17 protein-coding genes are annotated in these 18,825 nt (G+C 67.4%); 6 read left to right on the top strand and 11 right to left on the bottom strand.

What is annotated here, in order from left to right:
* Positions 1-170 precede the first annotated feature (170 nt).
* The 3 genes from CXY91_RS24255 to CXY91_RS24245 all read right to left on the bottom strand — a co-directional run bounded on the left by CXY91_RS24255 (position 171) and on the right by CXY91_RS24245 (position 3,190).
* The gene (locus tag CXY91_RS24255; RefSeq protein WP_091842916.1) at positions 171-1,061 is read right to left on the bottom strand and encodes a LysR family transcriptional regulator; all 891 of its coding nucleotides are present in this window, start codon (positions 1,059-1,061) and stop codon (positions 171-173) included.
* 142 nt (positions 1,062-1,203) lie between these two features.
* On the bottom strand, positions 1,204-2,169 hold the full coding sequence (gene trxB / locus CXY91_RS24250; protein WP_091842912.1) for a thioredoxin-disulfide reductase: 966 nt from the start codon (positions 2,167-2,169) through the stop codon (positions 1,204-1,206).
* Between the two features lie 52 nt (positions 2,170-2,221).
* Positions 2,222-3,190, bottom strand: coding sequence for a mitochondrial fission ELM1 family protein (locus tag CXY91_RS24245; RefSeq protein ID WP_091842909.1), 969 nt, complete (start codon positions 3,188-3,190; stop codon positions 2,222-2,224).
* Between the two features lie 105 nt (positions 3,191-3,295).
* On the opposite strand from CXY91_RS24245, the gene CXY91_RS24240 reads away from it, so the two are divergent.
* Positions 3,296-3,757: an Lrp/AsnC family transcriptional regulator gene (locus CXY91_RS24240; RefSeq protein WP_100964077.1), complete on the top strand. Its 462-nt coding sequence runs from the start codon at positions 3,296-3,298 to the stop codon at positions 3,755-3,757.
* Positions 3,758-3,766: 9 nt separating this feature from the next.
* On the opposite strand, the gene CXY91_RS24235 is transcribed toward CXY91_RS24240, so the two are convergent.
* The 4 genes from CXY91_RS24235 to carB all read right to left on the bottom strand — a co-directional run bounded on the left by CXY91_RS24235 (position 3,767) and on the right by carB (position 8,825).
* Entirely contained in the window at positions 3,767-4,240 is a 474-nt protein-coding gene (locus CXY91_RS24235) for a hypothetical protein (protein WP_100964075.1), read from the bottom strand.
* Between the two features lie 4 nt (positions 4,241-4,244).
* Positions 4,245-4,733 (bottom strand): hypothetical protein, encoded by a 489-nt coding sequence (locus CXY91_RS24230; protein ID WP_100964073.1) that lies wholly within the window; start codon positions 4,731-4,733, stop codon positions 4,245-4,247.
* 183 nt (positions 4,734-4,916) lie between these two features.
* Complete coding sequence (gene greA, locus CXY91_RS24225) at positions 4,917-5,390, bottom strand: transcription elongation factor GreA (RefSeq protein WP_091842894.1); 474 nt, start codon at positions 5,388-5,390, stop codon at positions 4,917-4,919.
* A 102-nt stretch (positions 5,391-5,492) separates the two neighbouring features.
* The gene (gene carB / locus CXY91_RS24220; RefSeq protein ID WP_100964254.1) at positions 5,493-8,825 is read right to left on the bottom strand and encodes a carbamoyl-phosphate synthase large subunit; all 3,333 of its coding nucleotides are present in this window, start codon (positions 8,823-8,825) and stop codon (positions 5,493-5,495) included.
* Positions 8,826-9,120: 295 nt separating this feature from the next.
* Between carB and CXY91_RS24215 the strand changes: the two genes are divergently transcribed.
* Positions 9,121-10,182, top strand: a complete 1,062-nt coding sequence (locus tag CXY91_RS24215; RefSeq protein WP_100964071.1) for a class I SAM-dependent methyltransferase — start codon at positions 9,121-9,123, stop codon at positions 10,180-10,182.
* A 76-nt stretch (positions 10,183-10,258) separates the two neighbouring features.
* Here the strand turns inward: CXY91_RS24215 and CXY91_RS24210 are convergent, their stop codons facing one another.
* Positions 10,259-11,470: an MFS transporter gene (locus CXY91_RS24210; protein ID WP_100964069.1), complete on the bottom strand. Its 1,212-nt coding sequence runs from the start codon at positions 11,468-11,470 to the stop codon at positions 10,259-10,261.
* A 101-nt stretch (positions 11,471-11,571) separates the two neighbouring features.
* Here CXY91_RS24210 and CXY91_RS24205 point away from each other — a divergent pair, with 101 nt between their 5' ends.
* Positions 11,572-11,955 carry an ArsR/SmtB family transcription factor gene (locus CXY91_RS24205; RefSeq protein WP_248307617.1) on the top strand — a complete coding sequence of 128 codons (384 nt, stop codon included), beginning with the start codon at positions 11,572-11,574 and terminating at the stop codon, positions 11,953-11,955.
* A gap of 25 nt (positions 11,956-11,980) precedes the next feature.
* Here the strand turns inward: CXY91_RS24205 and CXY91_RS24200 are convergent, their stop codons facing one another.
* Together CXY91_RS24200 and CXY91_RS24195 are read right to left on the bottom strand one after the other, a co-directional pair.
* Positions 11,981-12,955, bottom strand: a complete 975-nt coding sequence (locus CXY91_RS24200) for a quinone oxidoreductase family protein (RefSeq protein ID WP_100964067.1) — start codon at positions 12,953-12,955, stop codon at positions 11,981-11,983.
* A 64-nt stretch (positions 12,956-13,019) separates the two neighbouring features.
* Positions 13,020-13,724: an RraA family protein gene (locus tag CXY91_RS24195; RefSeq protein ID WP_100964065.1), complete on the bottom strand. Its 705-nt coding sequence runs from the start codon at positions 13,722-13,724 to the stop codon at positions 13,020-13,022.
* A gap of 114 nt (positions 13,725-13,838) precedes the next feature.
* Between CXY91_RS24195 and CXY91_RS24190 the strand changes: the two genes are divergently transcribed.
* Positions 13,839-14,723, top strand: a complete 885-nt coding sequence (locus CXY91_RS24190) for a LysR substrate-binding domain-containing protein (protein ID WP_091842871.1) — start codon at positions 13,839-13,841, stop codon at positions 14,721-14,723.
* A 1-nt stretch (position 14,724) separates the two neighbouring features.
* Here CXY91_RS24190 and CXY91_RS24185 read toward each other — a convergent pair whose 3' ends face one another.
* A complete protein-coding gene (locus tag CXY91_RS24185; protein WP_100964063.1) occupies positions 14,725-16,107 on the bottom strand; it encodes an amidohydrolase family protein in 1,383 nt (460 codons plus the stop codon).
* A gap of 143 nt (positions 16,108-16,250) precedes the next feature.
* On the opposite strand from CXY91_RS24185, the gene zigA reads away from it, so the two are divergent.
* Both zigA and CXY91_RS24175 read left to right on the top strand, forming a co-directional pair.
* On the top strand, positions 16,251-17,465 hold the full coding sequence (gene zigA, locus CXY91_RS24180; RefSeq protein WP_248307616.1) for a zinc metallochaperone GTPase ZigA: 1,215 nt from the start codon (positions 16,251-16,253) through the stop codon (positions 17,463-17,465).
* 38 nt (positions 17,466-17,503) lie between these two features.
* Positions 17,504-18,802 (top strand): YncE family protein, encoded by a 1,299-nt coding sequence (locus tag CXY91_RS24175; RefSeq protein WP_100964059.1) that lies wholly within the window; start codon positions 17,504-17,506, stop codon positions 18,800-18,802.
* The last annotated feature ends 23 nt before the right edge of the window (positions 18,803-18,825 follow it).

Below are 18,825 nucleotides of genomic sequence, written 5' to 3'. Positions count from 1 at the left end.
GGGCACTCCCTGCCTTCTCGCAATGCAGCATTGGGCGGGTCGGTTATGCGCTGGCGACATGACTCATTGCTATAATTCGTCACAATTCCCAGGAGACCGCGCGTGGTACGCATGCGCAGCCGGCATAGGGCAGGGCGCTGCCGCGATTTGCGGCAGCGCCCGCCTGTTTTTCAATAGGTCCAGCGCTGGGCCTTCTGGATCAGGAAATCGCGGAAGACCTGCACGCGGGCGACCGATTTCATCTCCTCGGGATAGACCAGATAGCTTTCGAGCTGCGGCATCTCGGTCTCGCGCATCAACTGCACGAGCGGGGAGCCGGCCTCGATCAGGTAGTCGGGCAGGATCGCGATGCCGGCACCCGAATCGACCGCACGCTTCATCGCCGTGATGTTGTTGACGGTGAGATGGATCGGACGCGGATTGCGCTGGTCGCGGCCAAGCGTGCCGAGCCAGTGCACTGCCGTCAGATAGGACGGCGAGGAGGCGCCGAAGGAGAGCAGCCGGTGGTTGTCGAGCTCCTCATAGGTCTTCGGTTCGCCGAAGCGCTTGATATAGGCCGGCGAGCCGTAGACATGGAAGTGCACGGTGAAGAGCCGGCGCTGAATCAGGTCGGGCTGCTGCGGCTGCCGCAGGCGAATCGCGATGTCGGCCTCGCGCATCGAGAGGTCGAGCTCCTCGTCGGTGAGGATCAGCTCCACCTTGATGTCGGGATAGAGGTCGAGGAACTCGGCCAAACGCGGTGTCAGCCAATGCCCACCGAGGCCGCGCGTCGCGGTGACCTTGAGCTCGCCGGAGGGATGCTCGCGCGTCTCCGAGAGCTGGGCGCGTGTCCGCTCCAGGCGTTGCGTCATCTCGCGCGCGGCGCGCCAGAGCAGTTCGCCCTGCTCGGTGAGAATGAGGCCGCGCGTATGCCGATGGAACAAAGGCGCGCGTAATTCGCGCTCCAGCGCACCGATCTGGCGGCTCACAGCCGATTGGCTGAGGCCGAGCCCGTCTCCGGCCTTGGTGAAGCTTCCCGATTCAGCAACCGTGTAGAAGATTCGGATGCGGTCCCAATCCACCGCGTTCCCCCCGTGTTATGCGTTCAACGCATGATGGGGGGATAGCAGTGTCCGGTCAACGACTCCTTTGCCGGGACCGTTGATTTTCGCCCTTAATATCGTGCTGGAACTGATCAATTCCAGTGATGGGTTCTGCTTCCCGCTATTCCGCCGCTTCGCGCACGCCCAACTCCTGGGCCATCAGCCAGCGCTCGGCGTCGAGAGCCGCCATGCAACCGAGGCCGGCCGCGGTCACGGCCTGTCGGTAATGCTCGTCGGTGACGTCGCCGGCGGCGAAGACGCCGGGCACATTGGTCTGGGTCGTGCCGGGCGTGACCTCGAGATAGCCGGAATCGCGCATGGCGAGCTGGCCGACGAAGAGCTCCGTCGCCGGCTTGTGGCCGATGGCGACGAAGACGCCGTCGGTCGGCAGGTCCTGCACCGCGCCGCTCTTCAGGTTGCGCAGGCGCACATGGGTCACGGAGGGCGGCTGCGTCCCACCGAGGATTTCCGCGACCTCCGAATCCCAGATCACCTCGATCTTCGGATGCTTGAACAGCCGCTCCTGCATCACCTTCTCGGCGCGCAGCGAATCGCGCCGGTGCACAAGCGTGACCTTGGACGCGAGATTGGCGAGATAGAGCGCTTCCTCGACCGCGGTGTTGCCGCCGCCGATCACCACGACCTGCTTGTTGCGGAAGAAAAAGCCGTCGCAGGTGGCGCAGGCCGAGACGCCGAAGCCCTGGAAGGCCTGTTCCGAGGGCAGGCCGAGCCATTTGGCCTGGGCGCCGGTCGAGACGATCAGCGAATCGCAGGAATAGGTGTCGCCGCCATCGCCCCAGAGCCGGAACGGGCGCTGCGAGAGGTCGACGCGGGCGATGTGGTCGGAGACCATCTTCGTGCCCATGTGCTGAGCCTGGGCCTGCATCTGCTCCATCAGCCAGGGGCCCTGGATTACGTCGGCGAAGCCTGGATAGTTCTCGACATCGGTGGTGATCATCAGCTGGCCACCGGCCTGCAGGCCGGAAATCAGCACCGGCTCAAGCATGGCGCGGGCGGCATAGATCGCGGCGGTGTAGCCGGCCGGGCCGGAACCGATGATCATCACCTTGGCGTGGATATGAGCCATGTCTTTGCTTCCTGAGCCGGAACGAGCCGGTGATATCGGTATCGGGGCGGCCTTACGCCAGCCCCATCGCTGCCTTGTGACGCCGCCAGCCGTCGAGCACCGCTGCGGCGATCGTTCCGGTCGAATCTAGCGGTTCGTAGCGGGAGCCATCAAGCTTGCCCTGGAAGTGATGCACAGCGCCGTAGCGCTTCAGTGCCTCCAGGAACCTGGCGAGCTTGCCATGCCCGCCATGCGGCTCGAAGACGAGGATCGGCGCGCCGGTCGCAGCCGCCTCGCCGATCATGTTGGTGGAATCGGCGGTGACGACGATGGCGTCGGCATTGGCGAGCAGCGGCACATAGGGGTTGGCGCCCGAGCCGTCCCACCACCAGCCGCCATGACGACGGAAGACCTCGCCGATCGCGACGTCGAGCGCCGGCGACGTCCGGCGCGAGCGCGAGCCCATCAGTGCAACACCCGAGCTGGCGAGCGCATCGAGCTCGCGGGCGAAGCGTTCGATATCTTCCGGCCGGAAGCTATGGTGGCGGCTGTCGCCGCCGACCAGCACCGCGGCGCGTGGCGAGCGTAGCGCGGCGATCGCCGGCGGCGGGGCAGCCCGAGCGGCGGCAAGGGCATCCGGCGCCAGCCGATGCGGCGAAGTGATCGTCACCAGGACGTTGTCGCCACGCAAGCGGTCATGCTCGGAAACCCAGATCAGGTCGGCGGCACTCGTCCCGATGCGGGGATCCTTGAGGAAGACGGTGAAGCTCGCTCCGTTCGAGGCCTTCCTGACGGCGCGCAGATAGGCGACGGCGCGGCGGCCCGAGGCGATGGCAATGTCGGGGAAGGGTGGCCGGATCGGGCTGCCTGGCCGGTCGGGCGCCTCGCGCGGATCGATCGGCCCGCGCGGCATCAGCCAGCTCCAGGGCTTGCCGGGATTGATGCGGCGGATTTCCGGGACGACGCCCATGCGTTCGGCGACGCCGAGGCACTGCACCTCGTCGCCGGCCTTGCCGTCGGTCAAAACCCAGAGGGATGGCATCTTTTCTGTCGGCACGGCGGTTTGGCCCGGGATTGGCGTGGGTCGATGCCTTGTAACGCTTCGATGGCCCGTCTACACCTGCGCGGCTCTTTTTCAGGAGGATTTGTGCGCGCCAAACTCGACGAGATCGATCTCCGCATCCTTACGGAGCTGCAGAGTGACGGGCGCATGACCAATGTCGAGCTCGCGAGCCGGGTCGGCATCTCGCCGCCGCCTTGCCTCAGGCGCGTTCGCGCGCTCGAAGAAGCCGGCGTGATCACCGGCTATCGCGCGTTGCTCGACGAGCGCAAGCTCGGCATCGAGGTCGTCTGCTTCGCCTTCGTCCATCTCGCCAGCCAGGCCGAAGCCGATCTCGCCGTCTTCCAGGAGCGCATCCGCAGCTGGTCGCTGGTGCGCGAATGCTGGACGCTGTCGGGTGACATCGATTTCATCCTGAAATGCGTCGCGACCGACCTCAAGGCCTTCCAGGACTTCGTCGCCGACCTGACGGCATTGCCGAATGTGCGCAATGTCCGCACCGCGCTGGCGCTCGACCGCGTCAAGGACGCGCCGATCGCGCCGCTTTAGCGCGGTCGCTTAACGCCCGAGCGCCCGCCTGATCCATTGAGCGTTGTTCGCGACCAGGGCGTCGATCCGCCGCTGGTTGATATCCGGCAGATACCAGGCGCCGCTGAAGCTCGGCGCCATGATGGACATCACGGGATAGCGGGCAAGCTCGCGGCCGTCGGTGCCGACCAGCACCGCTTCGCTTTCGAGCGTGTCGTTGCCGAGGGTGGCGGACTGCCCTCCGGCATAGCTCGTCAGGTAAAGCCCGGTGACGGTGACGTGCAGGGTCGCGCTGTGCCTTGCTGCGCTGCGCAGGCTGGCGAGCTCGCGCTCCAGCATCGGCCTGATTGCGGCCGCGGTGGCGCTCTGTCCCTTTGCCGCAAGTGGCCCGGTATCGACACGGATCGCGCCGATCGCAACGGGGGAGGCGGTCTGCACGGCCGTCTGGCAGCCAGCCAGCAGAGCTGCGGCAAGACCAGTCAGGATGGTGCGGCGTGCGAGCATAGCCTCAGGCGCCGAGATATCGGCGAATCCATTGGGCGTTGTTTTCGAGCAGCGCGGCGATGCGGCGCTGGTCAACATCGGGGCGATACCAGGCGCCGCCGGAGCTGGATGGCAGCATCGAGCGGATCTCGCGGCTGACCAGCGGGCGGCCGCGATCGGCGACCTCGATGATGCTCACCATGTTGTCGTCGCTACCGCCGCTGCCGTCGCCGGGCATGCCGCCGCCGACACCCGCGCCGAGCCAGAGCCAGCGCACCGTCACGTGCAAGGTCGGGCCACCGCGGCGACGCAACGGCAGAAGTTCGCTGGCGAGCCGGCTTTCGAAGGCTCGGCCGATCCGCGGGGCGTTCTCGCCCCAGCCGAGCGGGCCGAGGCTGCGGGCATCGACCTTGATCGCGCCGATCGAGACGGGCTGAGCGAAAGCCGAAAACGAAACGAGCCCGCTAGCGGCGAGCGTGGCGGACCCGGTGAGAAATGCGCGACGCGTGGTCATGGCGTGATCTCCGGCAGGCAGTTCCCTAATCTAGGAGCTGCCGCCGGGCTGGCCAAGTCACAAGCGCCGCTCAGAGCCCGTTCCGATCAACTTGCACCGCAAGTCGATCGGTAACCCGGTCTCCAATTCAAAGTGAGAGACGGATTCACCGATCCGATTGAGTCGATCTGATCGGGTCCGGCTCTAGCGGAAGGCGACGCTGACGACCTCGTAGGACTTGCCGCCGCCCGGCGTGTTGACATGGACGGAATCGCCGACCTTCTTGCCGATCAAAGCGCGCGCGATCGGCGAGCCGATCGAGACCTTGCCGGACTTCACGTCCGATTCCGGCTCGCCGACGATCTGATAGAGCTTCTTCTCTTCGGTATCGTCATCGATCAGCGTGACGGTGGCGCCGAACTTGATCGTGTCGCCGCCGAGCTTGCTGATATCGATGATATCGGCGCGGCCGATCAGCGATTCCAGCTCCATGATCCGGCCCTCGTTGAGCGACTGGGCCTCCTTGGCAGCATGGTATTCGGCATTCTCCGACAGGTCGCCCAGCGCGCGCGCCTCGGCGATCGCCTGGATGATGCGCGGGCGCTCGACCTGCTGGCGCTGCTTCAACTCGACTTCGAGGGCGGCGAAACCGCCGGCCGTCATGGGAACCTTGTCCATCGTTCCGTCCCAGTTATGAAAAGCGATGACGACCGCGCCAGCTTTTGCCAACGCGCCCGCACCGCTCCCGATCGTCGAAAAACTACTTCGCCGCGCGGCCGGTCAGGCGGCGCGGGCGAAATAGGATTGCAGCGACCTCACTTCGAGATCGCCGCTGCAATAGGCCTTGATGCCCTCCGCCGCGGCGATCGCTCCGGCCAAGGTGGTATAATAGGGCACCTTGTGCAAGAGGGCCGCGCGGCGCAGCGAGCGCGAGTCCGCCAAGGCCTGTGGACCGTCGGTGGTGTTGAAGACGAGCTGGATCTCGCCGTTCTTGATCGCGTCGACGACGTGCGGGCGGCCTTCCAGCACCTTGTTGATCTTGCTGGCGCGGATGCCGTTCTCCTGGAGCAGGCGCAGCGTGCCGCCGGTCGCGACGATCTGGAAGCCGAGCTCGGCCAGGACCGCGATCGAGGGCAGGATGCGCGGCTTGTCCTCGTCACGGACCGAGACGAAGACCGTGCCCTTGACCGGGACCTTCGAGCCGGCGCCGAGCTGGCTCTTGGCGAAGGCGACGTCGAAGGAGCGGTCGAGGCCGATGACCTCGCCGGTCGAGCGCATCTCCGGTCCGAGCAGGACGTCGACGCCAGGGAAGCGGGCGAAGGGGAACACCGCCTCCTTCACGCCGACATGCTCGAGCTTCTCCTGCTTCAGGCCGAAGCTCGCGAGCTTCTCGCCGGCCATCAGCCGCGCTGCGATCTTGGCGATCGGCTGGCCGATCACCTTGGCGACGAAGGGCACGGTGCGCGAGGCCCGCGGATTGACCTCGAGCACATAGATCTCGCCGTCCTTGATGGCGTACTGCACGTTCATCAGGCCGCCGACGTCGAGGGCGAGCGCCATCGCCTTGCTCTGGCGCTCCAGTTCGGCGATCAGCTCCGGCGAGAGCGAGCGCGGCGGCAGCGAACAGGCCGAATCGCCGGAATGGATGCCGGCCTCCTCGATATGCTCCATGATGCCGGCGATGAAGGCGTCCTTGCCGTCGCAGAGGCAGTCGACATCGACCTCGATCGCGTCCGAGAGATAGCGGTCGAACAGCAGCGGATTCTTGCCGAGGACGGTGTTGATCTGGCCGGTCTTGTCGTTCGGGTACTTCGCCTTGACCTCGGAGGGGATCAGCGAGGGCAGGGTGCCGAGCAGGTAATCCTCGAACATCACCTCATCGCGGATGATCGCCATGGCGCGGCCGCCGAGCACATAGGACGGGCGCACCACGAAGGGCAGGCCGAGCTCGGCTGCGATCAGGCGCGACTGCTCGACCGAGTAGGCGATGCCGTTCTTGGGCTGCTTGAGATGCAGCTTGTCGAGCAGGCGCTTGAAGCGGTCGCGGTCCTCGGCGAGGTCGATCGCGTCGGGGGTGGTGCCCAGGATCGGGATGCCGGCCTGCTCCAGCGCATGGGCGAGCTTCAGCGGGGTCTGGCCGCCGAACTGGACGATGACGCCGTGCAGCGTGCCGGCCTGCTTCTCGGTTTCGAGGATCTCGAGCACGTCCTCGGCCGTCAGCGGCTCGAAATAGAGCCGGTCCGAGGTGTCGTAGTCGGTCGAGACCGTCTCGGGATTGCAGTTGACCATGATGGTCTCATAGCCGGCATCGCGCAGCGCGTAGCAGGCATGGCAGCAGCAATAGTCGAACTCGATGCCCTGGCCGATGCGGTTCGGCCCACCGCCGAGGATGACGACCTTCCTGGCGTCCGACGGCTTGGCCTCGTCGGCCGGCGCGCCGGCGAACGGCATGGCGTAGGTCGAGTACATATAGGCGGTCGGCGAGGCGAACTCGGCGGCGCAGGTGTCGATGCGCTTGAACACCGGACGCACCTTGAGCGAGCGGCGCAGGGCCTTGACCTCGGTCTCGCTCTTGCCGGCGACGGCCGCGAGGCGCTTGTCGGAGAAACCCATCGCCTTGAGCTGGCGGAAGGCGATCGGCGTCTGCGGCAGGCCGTATTTGCGGACCTTCTCCTCGGCGTCGACGATCCCGCGCATCTGCTCCAGGAACCAGGGGTCGATCTTGCAGCTCTCATGGATCTGCTCGTCGGTGAAGCCGGCGCGCATCGCCTGGGCGACCTGCAGGATGCGGTCCGGCGTCGGCGTCGAGAGTGCTGCCTTGATCGCGTTCCTGTCGTCGCCCTGGCCGATCCCCTCGATCTCGATCTCGTCGAGGCCGTCGAGGCCGGTCTCCAGCGAGCGCAGCGCCTTCTGCAGCGACTCCTGGAAGGTCCGGCCGATCGCCATGGCTTCGCCGACCGACTTCATCGCGGTGGTCAGCGTCGGTTCGGCGCCCGGGAACTTCTCGAAGGCGAAGCGCGGGATCTTGGTGACGACATAGTCGATCGTCGGCTCGAACGAGGCCGGTGTCGCACCGCCGGTGATGTCGTTCTCGATCTCGTCGAGCGTGTAGCCGACGGCAAGCCGCGCCGCGACCTTCGCGATCGGGAAGCCGGTGGCCTTGGATGCCAGGGCCGACGACCTCGACACGCGCGGGTTCATCTCGATGACGATCATCCGGCCCGTCTCGGGATCGACGGCAAACTGAACATTGCTGCCGCCGGTCTCGACGCCGATCTCGCGCAGCACCGCCAGCGAGGCGTCGCGCATGATCTGGTATTCCTTGTCGGTCAGCGTCAGCGCCGGGGCGACGGTGATCGAATCGCCGGTGTGGACGCCCATCGGGTCGATGTTCTCGATCGAGCAGACGATGATGCAGTTGTCCGCCTTGTCGCGGACGACCTCCATCTCGTACTCCTTCCAGCCGAGCACACTCTCCTCGATCAGCACCTCGCTGGTCGGCGAGGCGTCCATGCCGCGCTCGACGATGTCGATGAACTCGCCCTTGTTGTAGGCGATGCCGCCGCCCGTGCCGCCCATGGTGAAGGACGGCCGGATGATCGCCGGCAGGCCGATATCCTCCAGCGCGTCGAGTGCGGCGCCAAGCGTCTTGACGTGGTGCGAGCGCGGCGTCGAGAGGCCGATCTTGGTCATCGCCTCGCGGAAGCGCTCGCGGTCCTCGGCCTTGTCGATGGCATCGGCGGTGGCGCCGATCATCTCGACGTCGAACTTCTCCAGCACACCCAACTTCTGCAGCGAGAGCGCGCAGTTGAGCGCGGTCTGGCCGCCCATCGTGGGCAGCAGGGCGAAGCCGCCGGGCAGGACGTTGCGCTCCTTCTCGATGATCTTGGCGACGATCTCCGGCGTGATCGGCTCGACGTAGGTCGCATCGGCCAGCTCCGGATCGGTCATGATCGTCGCCGGGTTCGAGTTGACCAGGACGATGCGGTAGCCCTCGGCCTTCAGCGTCTTGCAGGCCTGGGTGCCCGAATAGTCGAACTCGCAGGCCTGGCCGATGATGATGGGGCCCGCACCGATGATCAGGATCGTCTTGATGTCTGTGCGCTTGGGCATGGTCTCGACCGGTTCCGTGCGGGCGCGCATGACCCGTCCGATCGAAAGGAGCGGAGGCCGGCGATCGCCCAAAGATGAATGCTAGGCGCTCGCTATAGACGGGGGAGGCGGCGGGGGGAAGCGGAAAGCGCTGCTTCCTGTCATGCGCACACAGGTCATGCGCGCAAAGGTGGCGCGTTTCGCCCTTTGCGCAGTTGAGTGGTGACCGGCGGGGTATAGCATCGGCTTCCGCGATGGCGTCGAGCCGGTTCGCGTGAGGCCCGGCCACGCCCTCCCCAACCAGAGGAGCTTGGCCATGCGTGAATCCGACCCGCAAAAGCTGGATGCCTTGGTGGGACGTCTCGTCGGGGACGTCGGAGCCTGCGTCACCGGCTCGCTCATCGTCCTCGGCGACCAGCTCGGGCTCTACAAGGCGATGGCCGACGGCAAAGCGGTGACGGCGGCGGAACTCGCCAGCCGGACCGGGCTGAAGGAACGCTATGTCCGCGAATGGCTCTCGGCCCAGGCGGCGGCCGAGTACATCGACTATGACGAGGGCAGCGATAGCTTCAGCCTGTCTCCGGAGCAGGCTATGGCCTTTGCCGAGGAGAGCAGCCCGGCCTTCTTCGCCGGGGCCTTCGAGGTGGTGCAGTCGATGTGGGTCGACGAGCCCAAGGTCGAAGAGGCCTTCCGGACCGGCGCCGGACTGGGCTGGCACGAGCACAGCAACTGCCTGTTCCGCGGCACCGAGCGCTTCTTCCGGCCGGGCTACAACACCAATCTGGTCAGCAGCTGGATTCCGGCGCTGGACGGCGTCAAGGCCAAGCTCGAGGCGGGCGCGGTCGTCGCCGATGTCGGCTGCGGCCATGGTGCCTCGACCATCTTGATGGCGCAGGCCTATCCGAAATCGCGCTTTTACGCCTTCGACTATCACGGCCCCTCGATCGAGAAGGGCAGGGAAGCGGCTGACAAGGCCGGCGTCGGCGACCGCATCGTTTTCGAGCGGGCCAGCGCCAAGGACTTCCCGGCGGCGAGCTACGACCTCGTCGCGATGTTCGACTGCCTGCACGACATGGGCGATCCGGTCGGGGCCGGCCGTCATGTCAGGGAGACGCTGGCGCAGGGCGGCACCTGGATGATCGTCGAGCCCTTTGCTCACGACAATCTCAAGCAGAACCTCAACCCGGTCGGCCGGATCTTCTACGGGGCCTCGACGATGATCTGCACGCCGGCTTCACTGTCGCAGGAGGTCGGGCTCGGGCTCGGCGCGCAGGCCGGCGAGATGCGTTTGCGCAAGGTCGCGCTCGACGCCGGCTTCACTTGGTTCCGCCGCGCCACCGAGACGCCGTTCAACATGGTGTTCGAGGTCAGGGCCTGAGACCGGCTACGACTGATGAGCAGAACCCGCCCGCCGTGACGGCGAGCGGGCTGAGTGGTCGGTCAGCCAAGGCTCATCAGTGCGCGGAGGGCGCGACCGCGACCTCACTGACGCGGGCGGCCTCGCGCGCCGCCGCCTTGCGCCGCTGCGTCGCGATCAGCAGCAGGCCGAGTGCGCCGAGCTCGCAGGCCGCCCCGACGAAGCCGAGCTCCCAGGTCGCGCCGTGGCGCAGCACCTGCTGGCCGAGGGCGGCGCCGGCGGCGATGCCGATATAGAGCGCCGAGGCGTTGAGCGAGAGCGCGACGACGACCGCATCGGGCGCCATCGAGGCGAGCCGCGACATCTGCGAGGGATGCCCGGCCCAGCCGGCGCCGCTCCAGACCATCAGGATCACCGGCAGGACGAAGATCGCCATCGCCGGCGGCAGCGTCACTGCGACGAGCGAGGCGGCCGCGAGCGAGGCTGCGAGCAGGGTCAGGACGAAGGTCAGCGTCGGCACCGGGCCGAAGCGGTCGCTGGCCTGGCCGCCGAGCTGGTTGCCCAGTGCCGAGCCGATGCCGGTCAGCACCAGGGTCGCGCTCAGCCAATGGCCGGAGATGCCGGCATGGGCCGAGAGGAAGGGCGCGACATAGGTGTAGAGCGTGAAGGCGCCGGTGGTCCAAAGCGCGGTGGTGCCGAGTGCGAGCAGCACGTCGCCGCGGCGCGCGACCTGCAGCCGCTCGGCGAGCGTGTTGGCACCGCGCGGCAGGCCGGCCGGCATCTTGACCACGAGGCCGGCGAGGGCGAGCGCGCCGAACAGCGCCACGACCAGGAAGGCGAAGTGCCAGCCGAGCGTGGCGACGGCGGTGCCGAGCGGCACGCCGAGGATCAGCGAGACGGTCATGCCGCCGGTGACGAGCGCGATCGCGCGCGCCCGGCGCTCCGGCGGGACGAGCGCCACCGCAACGGCGTTCGCCGCCGGCATGAACACGCCCGAACCGAGCGCCATGACGATGCGCGCCAGCATCAGCCAGGCGAAGTCGCTGGTGAAGGCGGCGAGGAGATTGGCGAGGGTGAAGACCGTCAGCGAGCCCACCAGCACGAGCTTGCGGTCGAGATTGCCGAACAGGGTCGAGAGCACCGGCGAGCCGATGGCGTAGGCGATGGCGAAGATCGAGATCAGCAGGCCGGCGGTGTCGACGCTGACGCCGAAGGCCGCGGCGAGGTTCGGCAGGATGCCGGTGATGACGAGGCTGCCCGTGCCGATGGCGAAGGCGCCGCCGGCCAGCAGAAGGAGACGGATGTCCATGGCAGAGCGCTCCGTGGGGAGTTGCCGACTATTTCAATGATCGTTGAATCATGGGCGTCGGCCGACCATGAGTCAATCCTAAATTCAAGGATCATTGAAACTTGTCAGGAGCGGGCGATGCAATTAAGCCGGAGGTGATGAAGCAGCTCTTCCACCCAGAGATCGAGGACGTCGTGCCGGCCGACGTGTTCGCAGCGCTCGGCGACCCGATCCGGCTCGGCATCCTGGTCTCGCTCGCCGATTGCGACGAGGTCGACAAGGCGCGCTGCGGCGCCTTCACCGAGCTCGCTTCGCCCTCGCTGCTCTCCTACCATTTCGCCAAATTGCGCGAGGCGGGGATCACCCGCTCGCGGGCGGAGGGGACGGTGCGCTTCCTCAGCATCCGCCGCGAGGAGTTCAACCGGCGCTTCCCCGGCCTGCTCGACAGCGTGATCGAGACGGCGCGGCGCGACCCGTCGGTGCCGCGGATCAAGATCGACGTCTGATCCGCGGCCCGCCCGAGGGGCGGCGTTATGGGATGAGGATCGTCGAGCCGGAGGTTCTGCGGGCCTCGAGATCGCGATGCGCCTGGGCGGCATCGGCGAGTGGATAGGATTGCAGCGCCGCGATCTTGACCGTGCCATCGGCGACGACGGCGAACAATGCGTTGGCAGCGGCTTCGAGGTCCTCGCGCCTGGCCATGTAGGTCGCGAGCGTCGGCCGCGTCACGAACAGCGAGCCCTTGCTGGCAAGCTGGCCGACGGCGAAGGGCGGCACGGCTCCCGAGGCGTTGCCATAGCTCACCATCAGGCCGAGTGGGCTCAGGCTGTCGAGGGACGCCTCCCAGGTGTCCTTGCCGACCGAATCGAACACGACCGGAACGCCGGCACCATTCGTGATGTCGCGGACCCGCTGGGCGATGTTCTCGTCGCGATAAAGGATCGTATGGGCGCAGCCATGGGCGCGCGCCAGCGCCGCCTTCTCCTCGCTGCCGACGGTGCCGATCACGGTGACGCCGAGCGCGCTGAGCCATTGGCAGGCGATCAGCCCGACGCCGCCGGCCGCGGCGTGCAGGAGCACGGTGTCGCCGAGCTTTGCGCGATAGGTCCGATGGATCAGGTAATAGGCGGTGAGGCCCTGCAGCATCATCGCCGCGGCCTGCTCGTCCTTGATTGCGTCCGGCAGCTTGACCAGCGGGCCGGCCGGCATGACGCGCGCGTCTGCATAGGCGCCGGGCGGGCCGCCGGCATAGGCGATGCGGTCGCCGGGCCGCAGATCGGCGACACCGTCGCCGACCGCCTCGACGATGCCCGCCGCCTCCAGCCCGATGCCGCTGGGCAGCGGCAGCGGATAGAGCCCGCTGCGCTGGTAGACGTCGATGAAGTTGAGGCCGACGGCCGTCTGGCGCAGGCGGACCTGGCCTGGGCCGGGGGCGCCGAGCGTGGCGTCCTCATAGCGCAGCACGTCGGGGCCGCCAGTCTCGTGGATGCGGATCTGCTTGGTCATTGCGATGTCTCGTGATGGAGGCGGCTGACATGCCGCTGGTTTGCTGAAGTGGGCGGTGGCGCGGTCAGACCTCGCCGGCGGCCTCGATGTCCTTGAGATGCTGGCGGAAGCCGTAGGCCGGGTTCTGCGCCCGCGTCGCCAGGTACTGTTCGAAACGGGTCTGGCTGCGATAGCTGCGGCCATTGCGCATCGCCGCGAGCTGGCGCGCCTCGGTCTCGCGATAGCCGATCGCTGCCGCGACGATGTCCTCGATCCGGCTTTCGGGCAGAAACAGCACGCCATTGCTGTCGGCGGCGACGTAGTCGGTCTCGGCGATGGCGTGCTGGCCGACCAGCGCCTGACGGAAGAGGTCGTGTGGACGCGGATGCAGGCGCTGCGGCCCGGTCGGCAGCGCGCCGAGGCTGAAGACGGGCAGGCCGAGCTCGGCAAGCTCGCGGTTGTCGCGATGCAGGCCCCAGATCACGAAGCCGGCGATGCCGGCGGCTTTGGCCTCGATCGCGACGATGTCGCCGATGCAGGCCTCGTCGAGGCGGCCGCCATTGTCGATGACGATCACCTCGCTCGGCGCGGCATGCTCGAGCAGCTCGAAGAAGACGTCGATGCTGCCGACATGGCGCACGGGGCGGGCGCGGCCGCGTACCTCCATGTCCGGCGCGAGCGGTCGCAAACCGGCGGGCGCGAAACGGATCGGCACGCCGCAGCGCAGGCAGCCATCCGCCAGATGCGGGGTCGTGAGCGTCTTCAGTTGCGCGATCAGATCGGGATTCATGCGCTGTCCTCCATGGTCTGGTCCGGCCGCAAGGCCGCTGGACAGGACGCTAGCAATGCTAGATCATTCCGAATAACGAAATGATCGTAAGTCCGACTTCAGGAATTCGGGTAGATGTCGGCGAATTTCGATATGGACGCACTGCGGGCGATGGTGGTCGGGGTCGAACTCGGCAGCTTCGCCCGCGCCGCCACGCAACTCGGCCGATCGCAATCGGCGATCAGCATGCAGCTCAAGAAGCTGGAGGAGCAGGCGCGGCGTCCGCTGTTCCGGCGGGACGGGCGCGGTCTGGTGCCGACCGAGGCCGGCGAGGCGCTGCTGAGCTACGCCCGCCAGATCATCGCGCTGAACGACGAGGCCGCCGCGGCTGTCGGCAACAGTGCAGGGGCTGCGACCGTGCGTCTCGGCCTGCCGCAGGACTTCTTCGAGGATGTGATGCCGGAGGTGCTGGGGCTGTTCTCGCAGCAACGTCCGAACTCCCATCTCGAAGTGAGAGCCGGCCGCAACTACGCGCTGGAGGAGGAGGTCCAGGCCGGCCGGCTCGACGTCGCGCTTGCCTTCTTCAAGGCGGGGTCATCGACGGCCGGCACGCATGTCGCGACGCTGCCACTGGTCTGGCTTGCCGCCGAGACCATGCGGCGGCCAGGCGCTGCCGAACTGCCGCTCGTGCTGTTCGACCATCCCTGCCTGTTCCGGCAGACCGCGCTCCAGACCCTCGACCGGCAGCGCCTGCGCTGGCGGCTGGCGCTGACGACGCCGAGCCTGCCGGGTCTGTGGGCGGCTCTGGGGGCGGGACATGGCGTCTCGGTCCGGAGCCGCCACCGCCTGCCGGACACTGTTCGCGATGTCGGGGTCGAGCATGATCTGCCGGACCTGCCGCCGATCGAGGTGCGCCTGCTGGCATCGGGAGCGCGGACGCCGGCGGCCGGGGCTCTGCTCGACATCGCGACGGACGTTGTTCGCAGGCTGATCGCCGAACCGGCGGCTGCCGCCGGCTAGATCAGCCGCAGCAGGGGCATCCCGGCCCGAACACCGCCTGGCTGCCGAGCGCCGCCAGCTTGCCGCGCCAGCCGGGTACTTTCTCCCTGATCCGCGCCATCGTCCGTTCGCGGTCGAGGCGGGTCGGGCGGCCATCCTCCACGACCACAGTCCCATCGACGATGCTGGTCACCACGTCGCTCGCCCTCGCATAGTAGACCAGCGCGGCATAGTCGCCGTAATAGGGCTGCAGGTGCGGCCGGTCGATGTCGACCATGATCAGGTCGGCCTTCTTGCCCCGTTCCAGCGAGCCGATCTCGTCCTGAAGTCCCATGACGCGCGCGGCGCCGATCGTGTGTAGTTCCAGCGCCTGGGCACAGGAGAGAGCAGTCGGGCTTCCCAAGCGCAGTCGCATCGCGTTGAGGGCGTTGCGCATGCCCTCGAACGGGTCGTTCAGCATCCAGTCGGTGGCGAAGCCGGTCGGAATACCGCGCGCCATGATGTCTTCGAGCGGCGGATAGCGGCCGCGGCGCGGATAGATCGTCGGGCAATGCGCGTAGGCCGCACCGCTCTCCTCCACCGCGTCGAGATCGCCAGTGCCGGCGAAGACGAGATGGGCGAGCACGACATCCGGGCCGAGCATGCCGACATCCCTGAGGAACTCGAGCGGGCCGCAGCCATGGACCGCCCTGATCTGCTCGACCTCGGCGATGCTCTGGGCGGCATGGATATGCATGCCGACGCCGAGCCGGTCAGCTTCGGCGCGAGCCGTCCGCAGCAGTTCGGCCGAGCAGGTGTCGGTGGCGTGCGTGCCGATGCGCGCGGTGATGCGGCCCTCGGCGGCGCCGTGCCAGCGCTCGGCGAAGGCGATGCCGTCGCGGAGGCGTTCCTCGCCGATGTCGGGATGGTGGGTGTAGTCGCCACGCCAGAGCTCGTGCAGGCGGACATCGAACACTTTGTGGGCGATCTGGGCGCGCAGGCCGCAGGCCTCGACCGTGTCGGCGAGCCGGTGCGGCGCGTACCAAATGTCGTTGATCGTGGTGATCCCGGCCTGGAGCATGTCGGCGCAGCCAGCCTCCGCCAGCAGCGCCCACTCATCTTCCGTGATGTCCTTTTCCATCCGGAAGGCGACTTCGAGCAGCGCCGCCTTGGCGGCGTGGTCGTCGGTCTGGCTGCGGAACACCAATGACGCCGCATGCGAATGGCAGTTGACGAAGCCGGGCAGAACCGCCCGCCCGGTGCCGTCGAGGGTGCGGGCCGGTGCCCAATGTCCCTCGGGTTGACGCGGGCCGGCATGGAGGATGCGCCCGCCGGCGATAGCGACCTCGCCATCGGGGATGACCGGCAGGCCGGGGCTGACCGGATAGAGGAATTCGGCGCGGACCAGCAGGTCGATCTCGGTCATGGCGCGGGCTCCTCCATCAGCGCGGGAGGGTGAGCTTAGGGCGCGTGCTGTGGAAGGCCAGCGACGCGCCTGCACGGCAGCCTTGCGTCAGCAATTTGCTCTCGCTATGAAATGTTACAACGTAACAAAATATGAGCTCCGATATGGACTCCCGCCTTCCCGTCACCGTGCTCTCCGGCTTTCTCGGCGCCGGCAAGACGACGCTGCTCAACCACGTCCTCAACAACCGCGAAGGCCGCAAGGTCGCGGTCATCGTCAACGACATGAGCGAGGTGAACATCGACGCCGACCTCGTTCGGGCCGGCGGCGGCGATCTCTCGCGCACCGACGAGAAGCTGGTCGAGATGAGCAATGGCTGCATCTGCTGCACCTTGCGCGACGATCTCCTCGCCGAGGTCGGCCGCCTCGCCCGCGACGGGCGCTTCGACTACCTCCTGATCGAGGGCACAGGCATCGCCGAGCCGCTGCCGATCGCCGCGACCTTCGAGTTCCGCGACGAGGAGGGTTTCTCGCTCTCCGACCTCGCCCGGCTCGACACCATGGTCACGGTGGTCGATGCGGTGAACCTGCTCAAGGACTACGGCTCGCGCGATTTCCTGCGCGAGCGCGGCGAGACGGCCGGCGAGGGCGACGAGCGCACGCTGGTCGATCTCCTGGTCGAGCAGATCGAGTTCGCCGATGTCGTCGTGCTCAACAAGGTCGGCGATGCCGGGCCGGAGGCGGTGGCGCAGGCGAAATTGGTGATCCGGGCGCTCAATCCGGATGCGGGATTGATCGAGGCCGATTTCGGCCGCGCGCCGTTGGACGCGATCCTCGATACCGGCCTGTTCGACCATGAGAAGGCGCAGGAGCACCCGCTCTGGCACAAGGAACTCTACGGCTTCAAGGACCATGTGCCGGAGACCGAGGAGTACGGCATTTCCTCCTTCGTCTACCGGGCGCGCCGGCCCTTCCACCCCGAGAAATTCAACGCCTTCCTAGAGCAGAGCTGGCCAGGTCTGATCCGGGCCAAGGGCCATTTCTGGCTGGCGACGCGGCCCGAATGGGTCGGCGAGATGTCGCTTGCCGGCGCGATCTGCCGGACCGAGGCGATGGGCTTCTGGTGGGCCGCCGTGCCGCGCCCGCGCTGGCCCGACCATCCGGAATGGAAGGCGATCCTGAACCGGCACTGGCACTCGGTGTGGGGCGATCGCCGGCAGGAACTCGTCTTCATCGGAGCAGGGATGGACGAGCGTGCCATCCGCAGCGGGCTCGATGCCTGCCTCCTCGGCGAGACGCCGACCATCGCCTTCAAGCCCGAGCGCTATCGCGATCTGCCCGATCCGTTCCCGGCCTGGCGCCGGGCCGATGCCGCTTGAGACCTCGCCCTTTTCCGTCGTTCGCTTTGGAGCCCAGAATGCATCCGCTTTCCCTGTTGTCCGCGCTCGCCATGTCGGCCTTGCTGTCGAGCCTGCCGGCGCTCGCCCATGACCATGCCGTGCTGCGCGGCCGTCTGGTCTTCGCCGACCACGAGAAACCTGTCGTGCGCGTGCTCGATCTCGACAGCGGCGAGGTCACGCACAGCTTCGACGTGCCCAAGGCCAATCCCGGCTTCGCCACCGCGCAGGGCGGCCGCTTCGTGGTGATCAAGACCGGCGACGATGCCGGCACGCTCCGCTTCCTCGACACCGGCCTGACGATCGAATCGCATGGCGACCACAACGACATCGAGAAGGGGCCGGTGAAGCTCATCGACCTCGTGCTGACCGGCCAGAAGCCGGCCCATGTCATCTCGGGCCATGGCCAGCTCGCGCTGTTCTATGACGGCATCCGCCCCTGGGACGGGCAAAGCACGGCCAAGGCGGTGCTGGTCGCGATCAACGACCTTTCCAAGGAAAAGCCGGCGCTGACGGAATGGCCGAGCCCGGGGCCGCAGCACGGCATCGTCGTGCCGCTCGGCGAGGGACGCTGGCTGATGTCGGTGCCGAACCCGGTCTATGTGAAGGGCGAGGATCGCAGCGCTTCGTCACGGCCCGACGGGTTCGAGATTCTCGATCGGACGAAGGGTGGCTGGACCAGGCTCGCCAGCTTCAACGATCCGGCCAAGCCCGACGCCTCCTGCAAGCTCTATCACGGCCATGCCGCCGCCGATGGCCGCCATGTCTTCGGCTGCGCCGAAGGCGAGGGCGGCGGCATGCTGGTGCTGTCGCAGGCCAGGGCGAAATTCAGCGCGCACAAGCTCGGCTACCCCGACGAGCGCCGGATCAGCGCGATCAAGGCGAAGGCGGGCGCCAGGTTCATGGTCGCCAATTACGGCAAGACCTCGCCCTATGACGGCCTGCTCAGGGTCGACCCGACCGCCAAATCGCTGACGACGGCGGATGTCCTGCCGGTGCCGGGCGGCCAGTCGACCTGCCAGTTCGAGCTCTCCGCCAATGGCCGGCGGCTCGCCAATCTGACGCCGGATGGCAAGCTCAGGGTCTATGATGTCGCCGCCTGGAAGGAGCTCGCCAGCTTCGACGCGGTGCCGGCCTTCGACTGCCAGTACGGCGCCAAGACGCCGACGCCCTCGCTCGCGGTGGTCGGCGGCAGCGCCTATGTCAGCGACCCCACCAACGGCCGCATTCGCGAATACAATCTCGAGACGCTGAAGCAGGCGCTCGACCTGCCGGTCGAAGGCATGCCGGCCAATCTCGCCGGCAGCGATGCGGGCTGATTGGCCGTAGGCTTCCGTTCAGC

It is taken from the genome of Allobosea sp. FBZP-16 (genome assembly GCF_002831785.1).
GTDB classification, from domain to species: Bacteria; Pseudomonadota; Alphaproteobacteria; order Rhizobiales; family Beijerinckiaceae; genus Allobosea; species Allobosea lupini.
This window is presented reverse-complemented; position numbering and strand designations above follow the sequence as displayed.